This is a genomic window from Colwellia sp. (genome assembly GCF_013214175.1).
In the GTDB taxonomy this organism is placed as follows: domain Bacteria; phylum Pseudomonadota; class Gammaproteobacteria; order Enterobacterales; family Alteromonadaceae; genus Colwellia.
The window spans coordinates 184,738-201,241 of record NZ_JABSPA010000005.1; the positions used below are offsets into that span (position 1 = coordinate 184,738).

At 39.5% G+C, this 16,504-nt stretch carries 17 protein-coding genes; 3 read left to right on the top strand and 14 right to left on the bottom strand.

The window, feature by feature from the left end:
- Window positions 1-20: 20 nt before the first annotated feature.
- Both HRT55_RS13700 and HRT55_RS13705 read right to left on the bottom strand, forming a co-directional pair.
- Window positions 21-314, bottom strand: coding sequence for a hypothetical protein (locus HRT55_RS13700; protein WP_291622121.1), 294 nt, complete (start codon window positions 312-314; stop codon window positions 21-23).
- Window positions 304-873 (bottom strand): TetR/AcrR family transcriptional regulator, encoded by a 570-nt coding sequence (locus HRT55_RS13705; protein WP_291622123.1) that lies wholly within the window; start codon window positions 871-873, stop codon window positions 304-306. The genes HRT55_RS13700 and HRT55_RS13705 overlap by 11 nt, the downstream gene beginning before the upstream one ends.
- A gap of 130 nt (window positions 874-1,003) precedes the next feature.
- Here HRT55_RS13705 and HRT55_RS13710 point away from each other — a divergent pair, with 130 nt between their 5' ends.
- Window positions 1,004-1,648 carry a glutathione S-transferase family protein gene (locus HRT55_RS13710; RefSeq protein WP_291622124.1) on the top strand — a complete coding sequence of 215 codons (645 nt, stop codon included), beginning with the start codon at window positions 1,004-1,006 and terminating at the stop codon, window positions 1,646-1,648.
- A gap of 102 nt (window positions 1,649-1,750) precedes the next feature.
- Here the strand turns inward: HRT55_RS13710 and hemB are convergent, their stop codons facing one another.
- The 12 genes from hemB to ftsY form a co-directional block, all read right to left on the bottom strand.
- A complete protein-coding gene (gene hemB / locus HRT55_RS13715) occupies window positions 1,751-2,797 on the bottom strand; it encodes a porphobilinogen synthase (RefSeq protein WP_291622125.1) in 1,047 nt (348 codons plus the stop codon).
- Between the two features lie 15 nt (window positions 2,798-2,812).
- Window positions 2,813-3,694 (bottom strand): GGDEF domain-containing protein, encoded by an 882-nt coding sequence (locus HRT55_RS13720; protein ID WP_291622126.1) that lies wholly within the window; start codon window positions 3,692-3,694, stop codon window positions 2,813-2,815.
- Window positions 3,695-4,522 carry a TatD family hydrolase gene (locus HRT55_RS13725; protein ID WP_291622127.1) on the bottom strand — a complete coding sequence of 276 codons (828 nt, stop codon included), beginning with the start codon at window positions 4,520-4,522 and terminating at the stop codon, window positions 3,695-3,697.
- 12 nt (window positions 4,523-4,534) lie between these two features.
- Window positions 4,535-5,044 carry a hypothetical protein gene (locus tag HRT55_RS13730; RefSeq protein WP_291622128.1) on the bottom strand — a complete coding sequence of 170 codons (510 nt, stop codon included), beginning with the start codon at window positions 5,042-5,044 and terminating at the stop codon, window positions 4,535-4,537.
- Window positions 5,041-5,805: a twin-arginine translocase subunit TatC gene (gene tatC / locus HRT55_RS13735; protein ID WP_291622129.1), complete on the bottom strand. Its 765-nt coding sequence runs from the start codon at window positions 5,803-5,805 to the stop codon at window positions 5,041-5,043. Before tatC ends, HRT55_RS13730 begins: the two co-directional genes overlap by 4 nt.
- Window positions 5,802-6,302, bottom strand: coding sequence for a Sec-independent protein translocase protein TatB (gene tatB, locus HRT55_RS13740; protein ID WP_291622130.1), 501 nt, complete (start codon window positions 6,300-6,302; stop codon window positions 5,802-5,804). The genes tatC and tatB overlap by 4 nt, the downstream gene beginning before the upstream one ends.
- 3 nt (window positions 6,303-6,305) lie before the next feature.
- Window positions 6,306-6,575, bottom strand: a complete 270-nt coding sequence (gene tatA, locus HRT55_RS13745) for a twin-arginine translocase TatA/TatE family subunit (RefSeq protein WP_291622131.1) — start codon at window positions 6,573-6,575, stop codon at window positions 6,306-6,308.
- 319 nt (window positions 6,576-6,894) lie between these two features.
- A complete protein-coding gene (locus HRT55_RS13750) occupies window positions 6,895-9,405 on the bottom strand; it encodes a TonB-dependent receptor (RefSeq protein ID WP_291622132.1) in 2,511 nt (836 codons plus the stop codon).
- 785 nt (window positions 9,406-10,190) lie between these two features.
- Window positions 10,191-11,048, bottom strand: coding sequence for an RNA polymerase sigma factor RpoH (gene rpoH, locus HRT55_RS13755; RefSeq protein WP_291622133.1), 858 nt, complete (start codon window positions 11,046-11,048; stop codon window positions 10,191-10,193).
- Between the two features lie 295 nt (window positions 11,049-11,343).
- Window positions 11,344-12,318, bottom strand: coding sequence for a permease-like cell division protein FtsX (ftsX, locus tag HRT55_RS13760; protein ID WP_291622134.1), 975 nt, complete (start codon window positions 12,316-12,318; stop codon window positions 11,344-11,346).
- Window positions 12,302-13,009 (bottom strand): cell division ATP-binding protein FtsE, encoded by a 708-nt coding sequence (gene ftsE, locus HRT55_RS13765; RefSeq protein ID WP_291622135.1) that lies wholly within the window; start codon window positions 13,007-13,009, stop codon window positions 12,302-12,304. Before ftsE ends, ftsX begins: the two co-directional genes overlap by 17 nt.
- 136 nt (window positions 13,010-13,145) lie before the next feature.
- Entirely contained in the window at window positions 13,146-14,753 is a 1,608-nt protein-coding gene (ftsY, locus tag HRT55_RS13770; protein WP_291622136.1) for a signal recognition particle-docking protein FtsY, read from the bottom strand.
- A gap of 404 nt (window positions 14,754-15,157) precedes the next feature.
- Here ftsY and rsmD point away from each other — a divergent pair, with 404 nt between their 5' ends.
- Complete coding sequence (gene rsmD / locus HRT55_RS13775) at window positions 15,158-15,796, top strand: 16S rRNA (guanine(966)-N(2))-methyltransferase RsmD (RefSeq protein ID WP_291622137.1); 639 nt, start codon at window positions 15,158-15,160, stop codon at window positions 15,794-15,796.
- A 121-nt stretch (window positions 15,797-15,917) separates the two neighbouring features.
- Window positions 15,918-16,496 carry a methylated-DNA--[protein]-cysteine S-methyltransferase gene (locus HRT55_RS13780; protein ID WP_291622138.1) on the top strand — a complete coding sequence of 193 codons (579 nt, stop codon included), beginning with the start codon at window positions 15,918-15,920 and terminating at the stop codon, window positions 16,494-16,496.
- The last annotated feature ends 8 nt before the right edge of the window (window positions 16,497-16,504 follow it).

Here is a 16,504-nt window from a genome sequence, read left to right on the forward strand (position 1 = left end):
TTACTTGTCTTAAGATACCTTTAGCTACCCTTAGGAAGTGAAGCCCTGAAATACCAAAGCGCCACTGGAATTTCAATAATGCTATAACTCAGTAAAGTGAACCAAAACCAATTTAGCTCAAACATTAAAAAATCAAACTCCACAGCTGTACCCCAATATTTATTTGCCACAATAACTAAAGCTAAGCCAGAAGCCACGCAATCAAATAGCGCCACTTTATTCAGGTTTTTACCGGCCAATTTCGGATACACAGAGACATAAACAATTACAATAATTACAGCATTAAGTAATATTATAGTTAATTCAGCTGACATCAGTGCCTTCCTCATTTGATAGTGTGCTAACCCCTGCTTGGCAAGCGGCCAAAAGCTCATTGCTTAAATTTTTATCATCTAATACCCGAGATAAAGCCAAGCCACCAATCATCAATACCGCGCTTTGCAGTGCTTTCTCTCTACTGCTACTTAACGACTCTGCTTGAGCGATAAAAGCTTGTAACGTTTTAGTATAAGTTGCTTTTACCTGGCTATCTTGCTGATTAATATCAGAGACTAAAAAGGCTAACGGGCATGCTTGTTCATACTGATCATCTCTATGCTTAGTACTTAAATAATACTGAGCAAACGCCTTCATATTCTGCGGACAATTTTCGGGCTTTCTTTGAAAGGCGACCGTTGCCGCTTTTCTTATGGCTTGTGCGTATAAGTCACTTTTTGATTTGAAATGACTATAAAAAGCCCCGCGCGTTAACTCGGCATTTTTCATTACCAGGTCGATCGATATTTTTTCAAAACCATGATGAGTAAACAGCATAGCTGCACTGGTTAAAATTCTATCTTTTGACTGTGCCTTATGAGTATCTTGCCACGCCATTGCCATGTCCCACTTGTTTGATTAATCATCTTGCTAGTATTTCATATTTTTAAAATATGTTCTTGAACATATTTTCATTGAGGTTAAATTATTATCTATACAGTAAATTTGATACATAAAGGAGCATAAAATGACAGCTGAAACGATACACATCTACGGACCAAGCTTTTCAAATTTCGTCCGCACGGTCATGTTAGTGTGTGAAGAAAAAAAACTTGCTTACAGCGTTGGCTTTGAAGTGGCAGGAAAGGAAGTCGCCTTTAAAAGTGAGCAGCACCTAGGCTTACACCCTTTTGGAAAAATACCGGTGTTACTAGATAAGGGCTTGGTTCTGCCCGAAACAGCCAGTATTTGTCGCTACCTGGATGCAGATAAGACCTTACAACCGAATAATAGTTTGGCTTTCGCCCGGCACGATGCCCTTTGTGCACTCATCTCAATTGATATTGATAAAATATTGGTCCGGGAATATTTACTGGAGTTTGCTTTTCCCAAAGGAGAAAACAACAGTGTACGCTTTGACGTGGTGAAAGATGTTCAGCCTAAAGTTGCAACCACGCTAGCTCTCATTGAAAAGATGCTTGATGAGGAAAACTCGTTATCATCTGAGCAATTCACCATTGCCGATGCTTTATTAGCCCCTATCTTGCATTATATCTCTTGCCTGCCTGCTGGATTTAATCTGCTAGCTGATTATCCCAAGGTAGAACAATATTTAGCTAACTTAATGACAAGACCGTCATGTCAGAAAGTATTAATAGCTAAAAAACTTTAATAACAAGCTTAAAGCTTCCGACTAAGTCGAATGCTAGCCAATAAAAAACGCGAAAGATTCGCGCTTTTTAATTGGCTTTCAAGTTAAATTCTAATTTAAAACTTAAGCGTCTTCTTTTAACCAACGAGCAACCTTTATGGCAAAATAGGTTAGAATACCATCGGCTCCTGCACGTTTAAATGCTAATAAACCTTCCATAACACAAGGTTTTTCCTCTAACCAACCATTTTGAATAGCGGCCATATGCATAGCATATTCACCACTGACTTGATAAGCATAGGTTGGTACCTGAAAAGTGTCTTTAACACGTCGCACTATGTCTAAATAAGGCATACCTGGTTTTACCATTACCATATCAGCACCTTCGGCAATGTCTTGAGCCACTTCATGTAATGCCTCGTTGCTATTAGCAGGGTCCATTTGATAGGTATGTTTATTGCCACCTTTAATATTACCAGCTGAGCCGACAGCATCACGGAATGGTCCGTAGTAATTAGAAGCATACTTTGCTGAATAAGCTAGAATTTTAGTATTTACAAAACCATTCTCTTCTAAAACCTGTCTGATTGCACCGACACGACCATCCATCATATCTGATGGTGCAACTATATCAGCCCCAGCTTCTGCATGTGATAAAGCCTGCTTAGTTAAAATATCTTTAGTGACATCATTTAAAACATAACCACTGACACCCGCTTTATTGTCATCACTGTCACTTAAAATACCGTCTTGGCCATGGGTCGTAAAAGGGTCAAGGGCAACATCAGTAATCACGGCAAGTTGTGGGAATTTAGCCTTAAGTGCGCGTACTGCACGTTGAGCTAAACCCTCAGGGTTATATGCTTCTTCCGCCATCAATGATTTTTTATCACTTGGCGTTACCGGGAAAATGGCAATAGCAGGAATGCCTAGATCAACCAGCTCTTGCGCTTCTTCTAACAATAAATCAATACTTTTACGCTCAACACCCGGCATTGAAGCAATAGCTTCGCGCTGATTTTCGCCTTCAAGGACAAAAACAGGGTAAATAAGGTCGTTGACTGTTAACTGAGATTCCGCCATTAAACGACGAGTATGGTCATCAACACGCATACGGCGCATACGACGAGCTGGGTATTGGCCAAAAGCCGAATTACCATTGTGGGACATAAGTATTCCTAAAAATTATTCTGTTAATATATATTGTTGTGTTTGGTTACGGCCATTGTGCTTAGCTTGGTATAGCGCTTTATCAGCACCAGAGAAAATTTGCTCGGGCCCGACATCAACTTCTTGCTGGTAAGTACAGGTACCACAGCTGATCGTTAGCGCTATCTCAATTTCTTGAAAGATAAAGACTTGTTCATTGAGCAATAAACGTAATTGTTCAGCCATGAGTAGCGCACCTTCTACCTCGGTATTAGGCAGAATAAGACAAAACTCCTCACCTCCATAACGAAAGGCTATATCCGCACTACGCTTCAAGCTTTGCTTTATATGTTTAGCCAACCAAATTAGACACTGATCTCCGGCTAAGTGACCGTAGTTATCATTGACCAATTTAAAATGGTCAATATCAATTAACACTAAACTCAATGGCGTTAGATTACGGCGACTACGGCGGTACTCGGCTAATATTTTTTGATCATAGTGTCGTCGGTTGTGTAAGCCGGTAAGTTCATCTAGGACATTTTTCCGTTCAAGCTCTTGGTTGGCACTTTCTAATTCTTGCAGGGCAATATTAAGTTCAAGAGTACGCTCTTGTACTCTTTCTTCTAATAAATCTTGACTGTCTTGTTGCTCTTGAGCCAAGCTTTGCATTGCTTGTTCGGCTATTTTACTATTGTTTTTTGCTAATTTAACTCGCAATAACATTTTTTGATATTTTTTGTGAAAGTGACGACTTAAATAGCAGAAAATTAGGCCTGTTATTACGCTAGCTAAGAAAAAACCCATGCCAAAACATAGGTGTTCGGCAGCCTCGTATGTCATCGCCATACTCGCAGGAGTATATAGCATCAATAAGGATACATAACCTGTGACTTTAGCGATAACAATTGGCTTCATTTAGGCTAATTCTTTCATTGTAGGAAAATTAAAGACTTTTTCGGCATTACGGCTAGTTTGCCAAGCAATCTCTTCTTGGTCAAGACCTGTAATGCTAGCAATTTCTTTCAGGATGTAAGGTAAATAACTAGGTTCGTTACGGCTACTTTTGGGTTTTGGTCGAATCGTTCGAGGCGTTAAATAGGGTGCATCCGTTTCAATCAATAAACGATTTAACGGAATTAAGCTGACAATATCTCGAAGAATTTGGCCACGGCGCTCATCACATAGCCAACCGGTAATGCCAATATACATATCAGCTTCAATACATTGCGTTAATTCATTTTTCTCACCAGTAAAGCAGTGAGAGACCATAGCAGGTACTTTACCTAAGTATGGCGATAGAATATTGAACCAAGGTTCAAAAGCATCTCTTTGATGTAAAAATAGCGGCATTTGTAGCTTTGCCGCTAAAGCAACTTGTTCGCTAAAGACTTTGACCTGTTGTGCCGGAGCAGAAAAATTACGATTGAAATCTAAACCACACTCGCCAATAGCTTTCACCGGGGCTTGCATAGCTAATTGTTGCAGCTGTTCTATATAATCAATTGAAACATGGTCAGCGTCGTGTGGATGAACACCTGCGGTGCTATATAAAAAATCTGGAAAAATTTCTTGGTATTGCTGACACAGTGCTAAGGCTTTTTGACTTTCTTCAACACTGGTGCCCGTGATCAGCAAGCCACTGAGCGCAACCGCTTGTGCGCGAAGAATGACAGCCTCACGGTCTTTATCAAAGCGCTTATTGGTTAAGTTAACGCCAATATCTATTAAAGTGCCTTTATTCAAAGTAATCTCGCTCTATTTTAGCCTTTTGACTTTAATCCGTTTATTGCTATTTTCTTTTTGTAAAAATATCGCACTAAGCGCACCTTTCGTTAAAGTCACACGTTGGCCGATTTTTAGCTTAAATTTGTTATTATCCTTTTGTTGCCATTTTTGACCATTTTCAAACACTATTTTCCATTGTCCACGTAATGTTTTAGTTAATTCACTAATGGTCAGGGTAATGCTATTTATTTCTTTAGCCAGTTCTTCTTTCGACTTTTCTACATGACCTTTGGCAAATTCATCAATTTGCTGCTCTGTTAATGGCAACTTTTCACTTTTTACTGACTTACTAATAGTTTCTGCTGGTAAAGTCTTGCTCTGGGTAAGTGCATCAAAACAGGTTAATCTTGCTTGGTCCTGGCTTATTTGACTACAAGTATTGATTTCAGCAGCGAGGTGAGGCGCTTTAGCTTGCACAATGAAGGGCAAGGCTAAGCCACTGATAAGTGCAGTACAAGTTAATAAATTCATAACGGTCATTCTTCACTCTCTTTTACATCAATTGAATTATCTTCGTCTTCTTTATGATAAAACGAAGCAATAATAATACCCACTTCAAACAATAGCAGCATTGGTATAGCCAGCATGGTTTGCGAAATAATATCAGGCGGTGTTAACAGCATGCCAATAACAAACGCCCCGACCACAACATAGGCTCGCTTTTCTCTTAAGCTATCAGGTGTTGTCACACCAGTCCAACACAGCAAAATAATAGCAATGGGGATCTCAAACGCCGCGCCAAAAGCAAAAAATAGCTTTAAAATAAAATCAAGATAACTGCTTATATCGGTGGCAATCACCACTCCTTCCGGCGCCACTGAAGCAAAAAAGGCAAACACTACCGGAAAGACGATAAAATAAGCAAAAGCAATGCCACTATAAAACAATAGCGTAGAGCCAATCATTAACGGCACAATCAAACGCTTTTCATTACTATATAAGCCAGGCGCCACAAATGACCAAATTTGATACAAGACAAATGGCATGGCGATAAAGAGTGATAATACTAAGGTTAGTTTAAAGGGGGCAAAAAATGGCGAGGCAACATCGGTTGCTATCATTTGTGAGCCTTCCGGCATGGTAGCTAACAACGGCTGCGCCACATATTGGTAAATATCTTGGGCAAAGTAAACTAAGCAGCAAAAGATAATTAACACCCCTAAGATAGAGCGTAATAAACGATTACGTAATTCTAACAGGTGATCAAACAAGCTGGCACTTGGTGCTGGGGCTGTACTCATGGTTTGGGTTTATCACTTTCTGGTTTAGCTGCATTCACTGAAGGCTTAGCTGATTGCTTAGCTAAAGGCTCAACTGAACTGACGTCTTGCGCAGATGCGCTATCGGAAAGCTGATTTTTTGTATCCTCGTCCAGAGCTGTTTTAGCTCTGACAGATGACGCTAATGAAGAAGAGATCATCGAGTCTAAAGGTTGAGTATCCACTTTTTGGAATGGTTCAGTGACAGAGGCTGCCGCTTCTTGCAATATCTTTAATGATTCGGCGACTTCTGGACTTAAGTTTTGTAAATTACTTTGCTCGGCTTTTTTCAAATTGGCATGCAACTCATGAATACGCAACTCTTCGGTTAGCTCAGTTTTGACAGTATCACTAAACTTGCGCGCACCCGTGATCCAGCTACGCAGCGTACGTATTGCTACTGGTAAGCGCTCAGGACCCAAAATAACCAAGCCCATAATTGCAATAAGAATTAATTCCCAAAACCCTACATCAAACATAAATTAAGCCTGATCAGTTTCTTTAGTTTTTCTGCTAGTTTTACTACTTTCTTCTGCTGCACTACTAGAGTTATCAGCTAAAGTATCTGATGTTTTTTCTGCACTAGATTTTTCGACACTAGTACTTTGTTCTTTATCTTCACCTATAGCACTTTTGAAACCTTTTATCGCCGAGCCTAAATCACCACCTAGATTACGTAGCTTTTTAGTACCAAACAATAACACTACAATCACGGCAATAATAACTAGTTGCCAAATTCCGATTCCACCCATAATAAATTACTCCTGCTATTTAATGCTCACATGGCTAAGCAATACCCTAGCTCATGCTTTTTGTGTAAACATTATATACCTAAATAATACCGGGAAACGAGTAAAAGCAGTAAATGAATGGGGAAATGATGAGCTAAGACAACATTTATTTTGTGGGTAAGTCTATTTCGATAATAAATAACTCAGACAGGCAGTTAAATTAGCTGTTCAACTAAGGCTATTTACATAGGGGATCAAAAAAGGCGACTTTGCAGTCGCCTTTATTTTGAGACATTTTCTACTTACTAGGCATGCTAGTAAGTGCAGTGATTAATACTAACTAGAATTTATAAGTAGTATTAACGAAGAAAGTACGACCGATTACATCATAGATGTTTGGTACTGTATTCATATCATTACCATTTGGTACTTCTTCTGGTTCAGTATCAAATAAGTTCTTGATACCACCAGTTACCTGCCAAGCATCATTAATGTGGTAAGCCGTTGAAATATTGTGGTAGATCACATCATCAGTTGTAAATACGTCTCCGTAATCAACACCTTCCATACCTTGAATATAATTAGCTGTATAAAGTAGGTTCAAGTCTTCAGTAATATCAGCACTAACCGTTAAGTTAGTCTTTAACTGTGAGTAACCGCCCATATTACCATCGATAGTACCTTCATAGCTGATATTATCTTCTACAAATTCAATTAAATAAGTAGTATCAAGCATTACTCTGAAAATACCCGCAGTGTAACTAACATTCCAGTCAATACCTGAAGTATTTTGTTGGCCAATGTTAGTTAATGCTGACGTCATATCCTCTAACTCACCTTTACCATCTCGGTTAATGTTAATAGTTGCACAGGCAACTTGGTCACCCGCGAAGCACTTATTCATTTCAGCTTGCACATTTACACGGCTAATGGCGTTGGTAATATCAAACTTCCAGTAATCTACAGTAGTAGATAGACCATCAGTGATTTCCCACACTACACCAGCAGTGAATGACTCACTCTCTTCTGGTTGTAAATCCGGATCACTTGTATAGTTAACTTCGATTTGTGCATCTTGTGCGTTTTCCCACGGGTCAGATAAATAATCGAATGAACCTGAGTTACCGCCGAATAATTCACTAACACTTGGTGCTCTAAAACCTGTTGCCGCTACTGCTCTAAGCATTAAACCATCAGTAATACTATAAGTAGCACCTAACTTCCACGTAGCTGCGCCACCAAAAGTCGAGTAGTTATCGTAACGAGTCGCCGCTTCTACGGTAAAAGAATCAGTAACAGGTACAGAAATTTCACCATAAAGAGATTGAACAGAGTAATTTCCTTCTGTTGGATCTTGTTGTGAAGCTGTACTTTGACCTAGCTGAGTAATTAAATCCGGGGTGTAATAACCACTTTCAAAGCGACTTTCAACACCAACAGCATAACCAATATCTGATTCATTAATGCCACTGAAACCTGCAGCTAAGGTAAATTGCTCGTTACCACCTTCATTTTGCTCTGTATACATAACTCCTTCACTAGCTAAGAAGTCATTATCCATAGGGGTGCCACTGAACCAATCATCTTGATGGTTATAAATGCTGTCTTCCATATTAGCGGCATGGATAGAGTTAGCAACACTGTCTTTCGAATCATTGCGACCATAAGTTGCTGACATATCCCACTGAGTGTCATTACTTAAATAACCAACTAGACCAATAGAAGCACGGTAAGTATCTGTTTCTTGAGCATAAATACGTGGACCCGCATCAGTCATACGACGTCTATAGTTAATTGTGTCACCAATAACATAATGATCATCAGGATCTGAAATCCCTGCATTTAACTCATCATAAGCATCTTGAATGCCTTTTATGTATGTAGGGTCTAATTCTGATGTCTTTAAATCAATATTTGCTGGCTGTGGTGCCATTTGTTGATTTGACTCACGACGTGTGTACATAAAATCAATACTTAACTCAGTATCATCTGCTATTTCAGTATTAAACGTGGTAAATAGACTCAATAATTCATTAGGTGTTTGTGCATAGCTATCATCGGTATAATCATAAGATTCTTCACGTGGAACAAAGCCACCGTTACCATCTGGTACCATACCACCTAAAGAACCACCTGGAATGAATGATGATTCCCCTGGAGGCACAAAATCACGATCCGACTGAATGATATCACCACGGTTTGAGTACTGAACACCAACTACGATGTTACCACCAGCAAGTTCACTGCCGTGTAGAATACTAAAACCGCCGCTTTCGCCATCGCCTTTGTCGGTAATGCTGCCATCAGCTGTTATTTCTGTACCTTCAAAATCTTTTTTAGTAATGATGTTAACTACACCAGCGATAGCATCTGAGCCATATACTGCTGAAGCACCATCTTTCAAAATTTCAATGCTTTGAATCATTGAAACAGGAATAGTATTTAAATCGACTGAAGAATCTGCACCCGTACCAGAAGCAACCATACGACGACCATTTAATAACACTAACGTACGTTGAACTCCCATACCACGTAAGTTAACTGTTGCAGAGCCACCTGAGCCATTGTTCGATGTTGCACCTAAGCTCATACCTGATGCAGCTGGCTGCATAGATAAAATTTCTTGTACTGAAGTAAAGCCACTTTTAGCAATAAAATCTGAAGAAATAACTGTTACTGGGCTAGCTGTTTCAACATCGGTTCTGTTAATGCGAGAACCGGTTACGGCAATGCGTTCTACTTCTTCTGCGCCTTCTTGGGCAATTGCTTGTACTGTAGTCATTGATGTTGCGGCTAGGGCAATCATTACTGCGCGGGTAACTACATTCTTTCTGGCTGTTCTTAGGCTCATTACTTCTACCTTTTTATAGTAAATTATTGGAAACTGATATATACCCGTTCCTATTCAAAGTGCAGGATTTCAGTGGGAGTTAAAATGACTTTAGGCAAGGAAAATAATTTAAGCATAGTGCATTCTATGGTTTGATTATTTAACGCCGTATAAAGTCATTTTAAACCCATCGAAGAAGCGCTTGAGCAACACCACTACGTCGTTGCACACCTTTGTAAGGGAATAACCATTACCACAGAGGTGCGTCTTGTATTGAAATTGCTCAAGCACTCTGAAACATGCATCTTGATTGGGAGCGGGTATTAATCAATTGACATTAATACTGCGCGATCTATTTGCAAAAGTTCGATCTAAAGTGTTGTAGTTTCGTTAACACTGCAACGGAATTGTGACCTTAACGCTGATAGATGTGACAAGCTGTGACCTAAGTGGCTGTTTTTTAACTGGTCGACTAGGTTAATTAGCAACTACCCGCGTTCAACCACTGAATTTTTTGTAAGTAACTGTGTGATTAAACCAAGTTAAACAAAGTTACAGGCACAAAAAAAACCGACATTAAGTCGGCTACTTTAAACGGGGTATTTACTAAAGCTTAATCAAAGATGATCGCGCTTTTTAGCTAATGACTAGCTCAACTAACAAGTATTAGTATTCAAGCACTGAATATCTAGTAAGTAAGGCTTGCTTATATAGAGTCAGAAAATATCAGGCACAAAAAAACCGACATCAAGTCGGTTTCTTTAAACAGGATATTTGTTAAAGCTAAACAGGATATTTGTTAAAGCTTAATCAAATACCATGGTATTTTTCAATTTAAACAGGGCATTTTTTTCTAACTGCCTAACACGCTCTGCTGATATCTGGTATTTATTGGCAAGCTCTTGCAAGGTGGTTTTATCTTCGGTTAACCAACGTGTTTTTATAATATCTTGACTGCGTTCATCAAGAGTCACCAACGCTGTTGATAATTTTTTATTGGCATGATTATCCCAATTATTATTTTCAACTTCAACGGCTAAATCTGACTGTTTGTCTTCAAGATATTGAGCCGGAGAAAAACTACCGGCACCGATGTTATCATCATCGTCTTTTGATAATTCAAACGATTGGTCATGGCTACTCATACGAGATTCCATTTCCATAACATCTTTAGTGGTTACGCCAAGGCTCTCTGCTACTGTATTTACTTCTTCAGTACTGAACCAGCCTAAACGTTTTTTATTTTTACGAAGATTAAAAAACAATTTACGTTGCGCTTTAGTGGTGGCAACTTTAACTATGCGCCAGTTTTTAAGCACATATTCATGAATTTCCGCTTTGATCCAATGCACAGCAAAAGAAACCAAACGTACACCCACTTCCGGGTTAAAACGTTTAACGGCCTTCATTAAGCCAACATTACCTTCTTGCACTAAATCAGCATGGGGTAAACCATAACCAGAATAACCTTTAGCTACATGAATAACAAAACGTAAGTGCGACATAATAAGTTCTTGAGCCGCTGATAAATCATTGTCGTTATAAAGGCGAGTAGCCAGATCATGCTCTTTTTCAGCCGTTAGCATTGGAATATTATATGCAGATTGCATATATGCTTCGATACTACCGCTTTTGGGTAAGGTAAGTTGCATTGTTTGACTCATAAAAATATCTCCGTTCTCTTCTTTAATTCGCCCGCGATAATAACATATATTGACGCTCTTTGCGATAGCGAGGATATGAACATAGCCTAATAGAAAGGGCAACACAAGCCGATCTTTCAAATTGTGTATGAATTAAATGTGACAGTTTATGTATGGCGTTGTTTATTAGTATTAATACACCTAATAAACAAGGAAATAACCATTGTAGAATCGCTGCGCCTAAAACTGAAATGGCTGACAAACTCTGAAAAATTCATCTTGATTGATAACGAGTAACCAGCCTAGGCTTTAACTGCTAATCCGCATTAGGCTCTATTGCTTTGATATGCTGACTTACCGAAATATAACTACCGAGTAAAGCAAGTAAAACAGCAAAAGCTATCAGCATTAACGCTTCACTGCCTGATAGTCCCTGTAATTGAAAGCTACTGTGATAAAGCTCAGTTAAATCACTTATGGCATAACCTAAGTACCAAGCAAGTAGTGTTACCGCTAGACATGAAAGTATGCCGCCAAATATACCGTACCAGATACCCGAATATAAAAAGGGTCGTTGAATAAAGCTATCGGTTGCGCCAACTAATTTCATAATAGCAATAGCATCTCTTTCATTTAATATCGCTAATCGAATAGTATTACCAACAATAAGCACCACAGATAAACATAACAACAGGGCAACACCAAGGACAATATCTTCAATTAAGCGTGCTATGGCTTCTAAACGTGTTAACCACTCTAAATCGAGCTTACCTTGTTCAACTTCACGTTCATTACGCAGTTTTGCTAATAAAGCATTAGCCGCTTGTGCTTGGCTGGCTCTTTGTGTAGGTGTCACCAGCAGTGTCGCTGGCAAAGGGTTTTTATCTAAATATTCCAGTGATTGGCCAAAACCGGATAAAATTTTAAACTCTTTTAATGCTTGCTCGGCGGAAATATAACGCACTTCGGCGACGTCGTTATAAAGGCTGATGCGCTTTACCAAGTTTTGAGCACTTCTCTCACTGGTTGATAGCTTTAGAAATAAAGTGATTTGCGAGGCGCTGTCCCATTGCTCACTAACTTGCTCTGCGTTCTTAACAAAAAGGTGCAAGGTTGCTGGCAGTGCCAAACTAATGCCTAAAACAAAAATAGTCATTACGGTAGTAAAAGGCGTACGCCATAAATCCCCTAAACTACCTATTGCTTGCTGAACATGTCGTATGGGTAAGGTTAATATCCGCGTCAATAAGCTTGAACGTGCTTTTAAACCACTACTATGAATATTGTTCATCAATAGCCCCCTGCGCTTGTAGGCCGTCAACAATACCATCATTAATCATGGTGCCCTCTTTCAGAGTCAGAGTGCGGTATTTCATCCGGGCAATTAAACCTAAATCATGGGTAGCAATTAACACAGTGACACCTGCGGCATTAAACTCTTCAAATAAACGAATAATATCTAGGGATAATTTGGGATCTAAGTTACCGGTTGGTTCATCCGCTAGCAGAATAGGTGGTTTGTTAACTATGGCGCGAGCAATACCAACACGCTGTTGTTCACCGCCAGAAAGCATATGTGGATAACATTTTAACTTAGCCGATAAATGCACTTTATCTAATGCGGTAGCAACACGTTTTTTAATTTCTTTGTGACTGACACCTTCGATAATTAAAGGTAGCGCGACATTATCAAAAACAGTGCGGTCTTTTAGTAAGTTATGACTTTGAAAAATCATACCTATACCACGACGTACATAAGGTACTTGTTTGTATTGAATATCGGCTAGTTCGGTATGATTTACTTGGATGCTGCCGGAACTCGGCTTTTCCATTAAGGAGATTAATTTTAACAAGGTACTTTTACCTGCACCTGAATGGCCGGTTAAAAACGCCATCTCACCGCTTTCCAGGCTAAAACTCACTTGTTTTAATGCCAGAAAACCGCCTGGGTAGGTTTTATTTACCTTATTGAAATTAATCATATTATTTTTATATATTGCCGTGGTTAGCAGGCTAACTTAGCACAATTACCCTCGAATACTCAAACGACTTCAACATGCTTGCTCGATATTGCTAAGCAATTCATTACTGTGCAGTGGCTTGAGTATCAATTTATATTTATTTACTAAAAATTGCCTCTATGTAGTCATCACCATTAAAGGGTCTTAAATCATCTATGCCTTCACCTACACCTAAATATCTAATAGGGATATTGTGTTTATCGGCAATAGCAAAGACAACACCACCTTTAGCGGTACCATCTAGCTTAGTTATGGTTAAGCCCGTTAATCCGACAGCTTCATCAAACAACTTGGTTTGACTTAAGGCATTTTGCCCTGTGCCGGCATCAAGGGTTAACATCACCTCATGGGGGGCGTTAACGTCTAACTTTTTCATGACACGGACGACTTTTTTCAACTCTTCCATCAAGTGGGCTTTATTTTGTAAACGTCCGGCAGTATCGGCAATGAGAATATCCACTTTACGCGCCTTTGCCGCACTAATGGCATCAAAAATAACAGAAGCACTGTCAGCCCCAGTGTGCTGGGCAATAACAGGAACATCATTGCGCTCACCCCAAACTTGTAATTGCTCAACAGCTGCTGCTCTAAAAGTATCACCTGCAGCTAGCATTACTGATTTACCTTGTGCTTGAAATTGCTTAGCAAGTTTACCTATGGTGGTGGTTTTACCAACCCCATTTACGCCAACCATTAGGATGACAAAAGGACCATCACCCTCAGGGATAACTAAAGGCTGACTTACGTTAACAATGGTTTTCTTTAATTCTATTTTAAGTAAATCATATAAGGCTGAAGCATCTTTTAGCTGTTTTCGACTCGCGCTTTGCGTTAATGAATCGATAATTTTCATGGTGGTTTCAACACCAACATCGGCCAATAACAAATGCGTTTCTAACTCTTCAAACAAGTCATCGTCAATTTGTTTACCGCGAAACAAGTCAATTAAGCCGCCACCTAAGTTTTGTCTAGTTTTGCTTAAACCTTGTTTTAAGCGAGCAAAGAAACCCAGCTTAGTTTCAGCTTTTTCTTCAGATTTTGCTGCAACGCTAGGCTCAACTTTAACTTCGACCACTTCTGCCGCTGCAAGAGCGACTGGGCTATCAGCTTGTTCTGCTGTATCTAATGCTAATTCGTTTTCTGGCTCAACTGCAGCAGCAACTTCAGCAACATCTGCAACTTGCTCAGCTGCTGCCATTTCGGCTAATAACTTGGCCTCAGGCAACTCTTCACTGACTAAGTCACTCGCCACGTCACTGGTTGTTTCAGTTTTAACAGCTGGAATTATTTCTTCAGCTTCAGGCGCAAGTACTGGCTTTGTGCTTGATTCAACAACTATCGGCTCAGCATTCTCAACATTATTATCTTGGATATTGAGAGCTTCATCATCGACAGCCGGACTGATAGTTTCTTGCTCGGCAACTTGCTCAGGAAGTTGTGCCACTGTTTGTTCGGTTTCAAGTTCAGCGGAGTGCTCGTTTAACTGCTCACTTGTTTGAACGCTGCCCTGCTCGACAATTGGCTCGACTATTTTCTGAACTTGTTGTTCTACAGGCTCAGCGACAGATTGTTGCTCAGGTTCGGTGGAGGGAAGAAGCTCTTTACTATTGACTGCTAGGGTTTCTTCTGTGCTTTCTTCAACGCTCGCTTGCTTGGCTTTTTTGCCAAAGCCAAACCAAGACAACATACCTTTTTTCTTCGACACTTTTAGCTACCTAATATGTTATACCAAACGGATTAATTAACTGACCAACTTAGAACTACGTTAGTGAGCTTAGAACAAACAAAATGAGTTAAACATAGTTATTCTATATTTCATTCGTTTTGTGACGTTATCAGTTTGCTAACGAATTCCCGAAGGGCGAGTTTAAAAGACTTACATGCGGCGTTATTGATTTTGACAAGGGAATAACCATTCTCTTCAATCAATACCTTGCCTCTAAGCCTTTTAATTCTCGCTAAGTGGTCAGTTCATTAGTCCGATTGGTATTTACAGCATGAATTTGTTTGGGGTTAAACCAATTAGATTAATTAATCTACTTGGTATAAAGGCCAAACAAGGATAAAATTGGCGCTATATTAGCACTTAATAGCAAAATTGTCAGTGATATGAAACAAGCAAAAAAACAACATAATAAAAAGCCCCCTCTAGGGGTGGGTCACGGTAAACCTAGCGGCAAGATCCGTATTATTTCTGGTATACATAAAGGCCGGAAATTACCGGTATTAATGGCTGAGGGTTTACGACCAACAACCGATAGAGTTAAAGAAACTGTCTTTAATTGGCTAATGCCCTACATTAATCAAGCTAATTGCTTAGATTGCTTTGCTGGCTCTGGTGGCTTAGGTTTTGAAGCTTTGTCACGCGGTGCCGCCCAAGTAACTTTGGTAGAAATACATAGAGCGGCAGCTAAGCAACTACAAGCCAATAAGGAGCTACTTAAAGCTGATAACGTCACTGTTATTAATAGTGATGCACTTTCGTTTCTAAAAGAAGGTCCGCTTAAAGCAGAGCAAGCGGCAAACACAGAACTCCCCTTTGATTTAGTTTTTCTCGACCCTCCTTTTAGAAAGCAACTAGTAGAGCAAGCCGCACAATTATTAAATAGCTATGGCTTGGCCGAAGAAGCTCTCATTTATGTTGAGATGGAAGCCGAAAGCACGCAGGTTATACCAGCGAATTGGCAATTACTAAAAGAAAAAATCACCGGTCAGGTTGTCTATCAACTTTATCAATATCAAAGCTAATTTCATTTGTTGAAACAGATAGTTGAAATAGAAGTTTGATATAATGATCTGAGATTGGCTTAAAGCCAAACGTTTAAACTAAAAATCGCAGCAATGCCGTTAACCTATGGAGACAACAAGTATGTTTATCGACTATCTCGACACGCCATTAGGTTTATTTGAATTTATGGCAACTGAGCAAGGTATCTGCCAAGCCATTTTCTGTGGCAATAAAGTTCGTGGTGATAAGGTTTGCGGCGATGACGCTTCTGTCAATAATAAAGCTGATAGCAAACCTAATGGCATCACAGATCTTTGTAAGCTGCAATTAACTGAATACTTTTCCGGACAACGTCAAGTTTTTACCGTACCACTTGACCCACAAGGTACACAATTTCAACAATTGGTATGGAACTGTCTAACAGAAATTCCTTTTGGTGCAGTAAAGTCCTACGGTGACATAGCCAAAATGCTCAATAAACCAAAGTCTGCTCAAGCTGTTGGTGGTGCTAATGGTCGCAACCCGATCACCTTAATTGTCCCTTGTCACCGGGTGATTGGTGGTGATGGCTCTTTAACTGGTTATGCTGGTGGTATTGAACGTAAACTCTGGTTATTAAAACATGAGGGTGCAAAGGTAAAAGCATCGGATGAATACGCCCAGTTAGATATCAATAATGTTATTCATAAACGACAAGCTAAAACACAATATCTTCGTTAACAATCTAA

Coding starts and splice junctions, on each gene's coding strand:
- HRT55_RS13720 (WP_291622126.1), bottom strand. CDS start 3,694: ATGAAGCCAATTGTTATCGCTAAAGTCACAGGTTATGTATCCTTATTG.
- ftsX (WP_291622134.1), bottom strand. CDS start 12,318: ATGAACAATATTCATAGTAGTGGTTTAAAAGCACGTTCAAGCTTATTG.
- HRT55_RS13705 (WP_291622123.1), bottom strand. CDS start 873: ATGGCGTGGCAAGATACTCATAAGGCACAGTCAAAAGATAGAATTTTA.
- ftsE (WP_291622135.1), bottom strand. CDS start 13,009: ATGATTAATTTCAATAAGGTAAATAAAACCTACCCAGGCGGTTTTCTG.
- HRT55_RS13750 (WP_291622132.1), bottom strand. CDS start 9,405: ATGAGCCTAAGAACAGCCAGAAAGAATGTAGTTACCCGCGCAGTAATG.
- HRT55_RS13710 (WP_291622124.1), top strand. CDS start 1,004: ATGACAGCTGAAACGATACACATCTACGGACCAAGCTTTTCAAATTTC.
- tatB (WP_291622130.1), bottom strand. CDS start 6,302: ATGTTTGATGTAGGGTTTTGGGAATTAATTCTTATTGCAATTATGGGC.
- rpoH (WP_291622133.1), bottom strand. CDS start 11,048: ATGAGTCAAACAATGCAACTTACCTTACCCAAAAGCGGTAGTATCGAA.
- HRT55_RS13780 (WP_291622138.1), top strand. CDS start 15,918: ATGTTTATCGACTATCTCGACACGCCATTAGGTTTATTTGAATTTATG.
- rsmD (WP_291622137.1), top strand. CDS start 15,158: ATGAAACAAGCAAAAAAACAACATAATAAAAAGCCCCCTCTAGGGGTG.
- tatC (WP_291622129.1), bottom strand. CDS start 5,805: ATGAGTACAGCCCCAGCACCAAGTGCCAGCTTGTTTGATCACCTGTTA.
- HRT55_RS13700 (WP_291622121.1), bottom strand. CDS start 314: ATGTCAGCTGAATTAACTATAATATTACTTAATGCTGTAATTATTGTA.
- tatA (WP_291622131.1), bottom strand. CDS start 6,575: ATGGGTGGAATCGGAATTTGGCAACTAGTTATTATTGCCGTGATTGTA.
- hemB (WP_291622125.1), bottom strand. CDS start 2,797: ATGTCCCACAATGGTAATTCGGCTTTTGGCCAATACCCAGCTCGTCGT.
- HRT55_RS13730 (WP_291622128.1), bottom strand. CDS start 5,044: ATGACCGTTATGAATTTATTAACTTGTACTGCACTTATCAGTGGCTTA.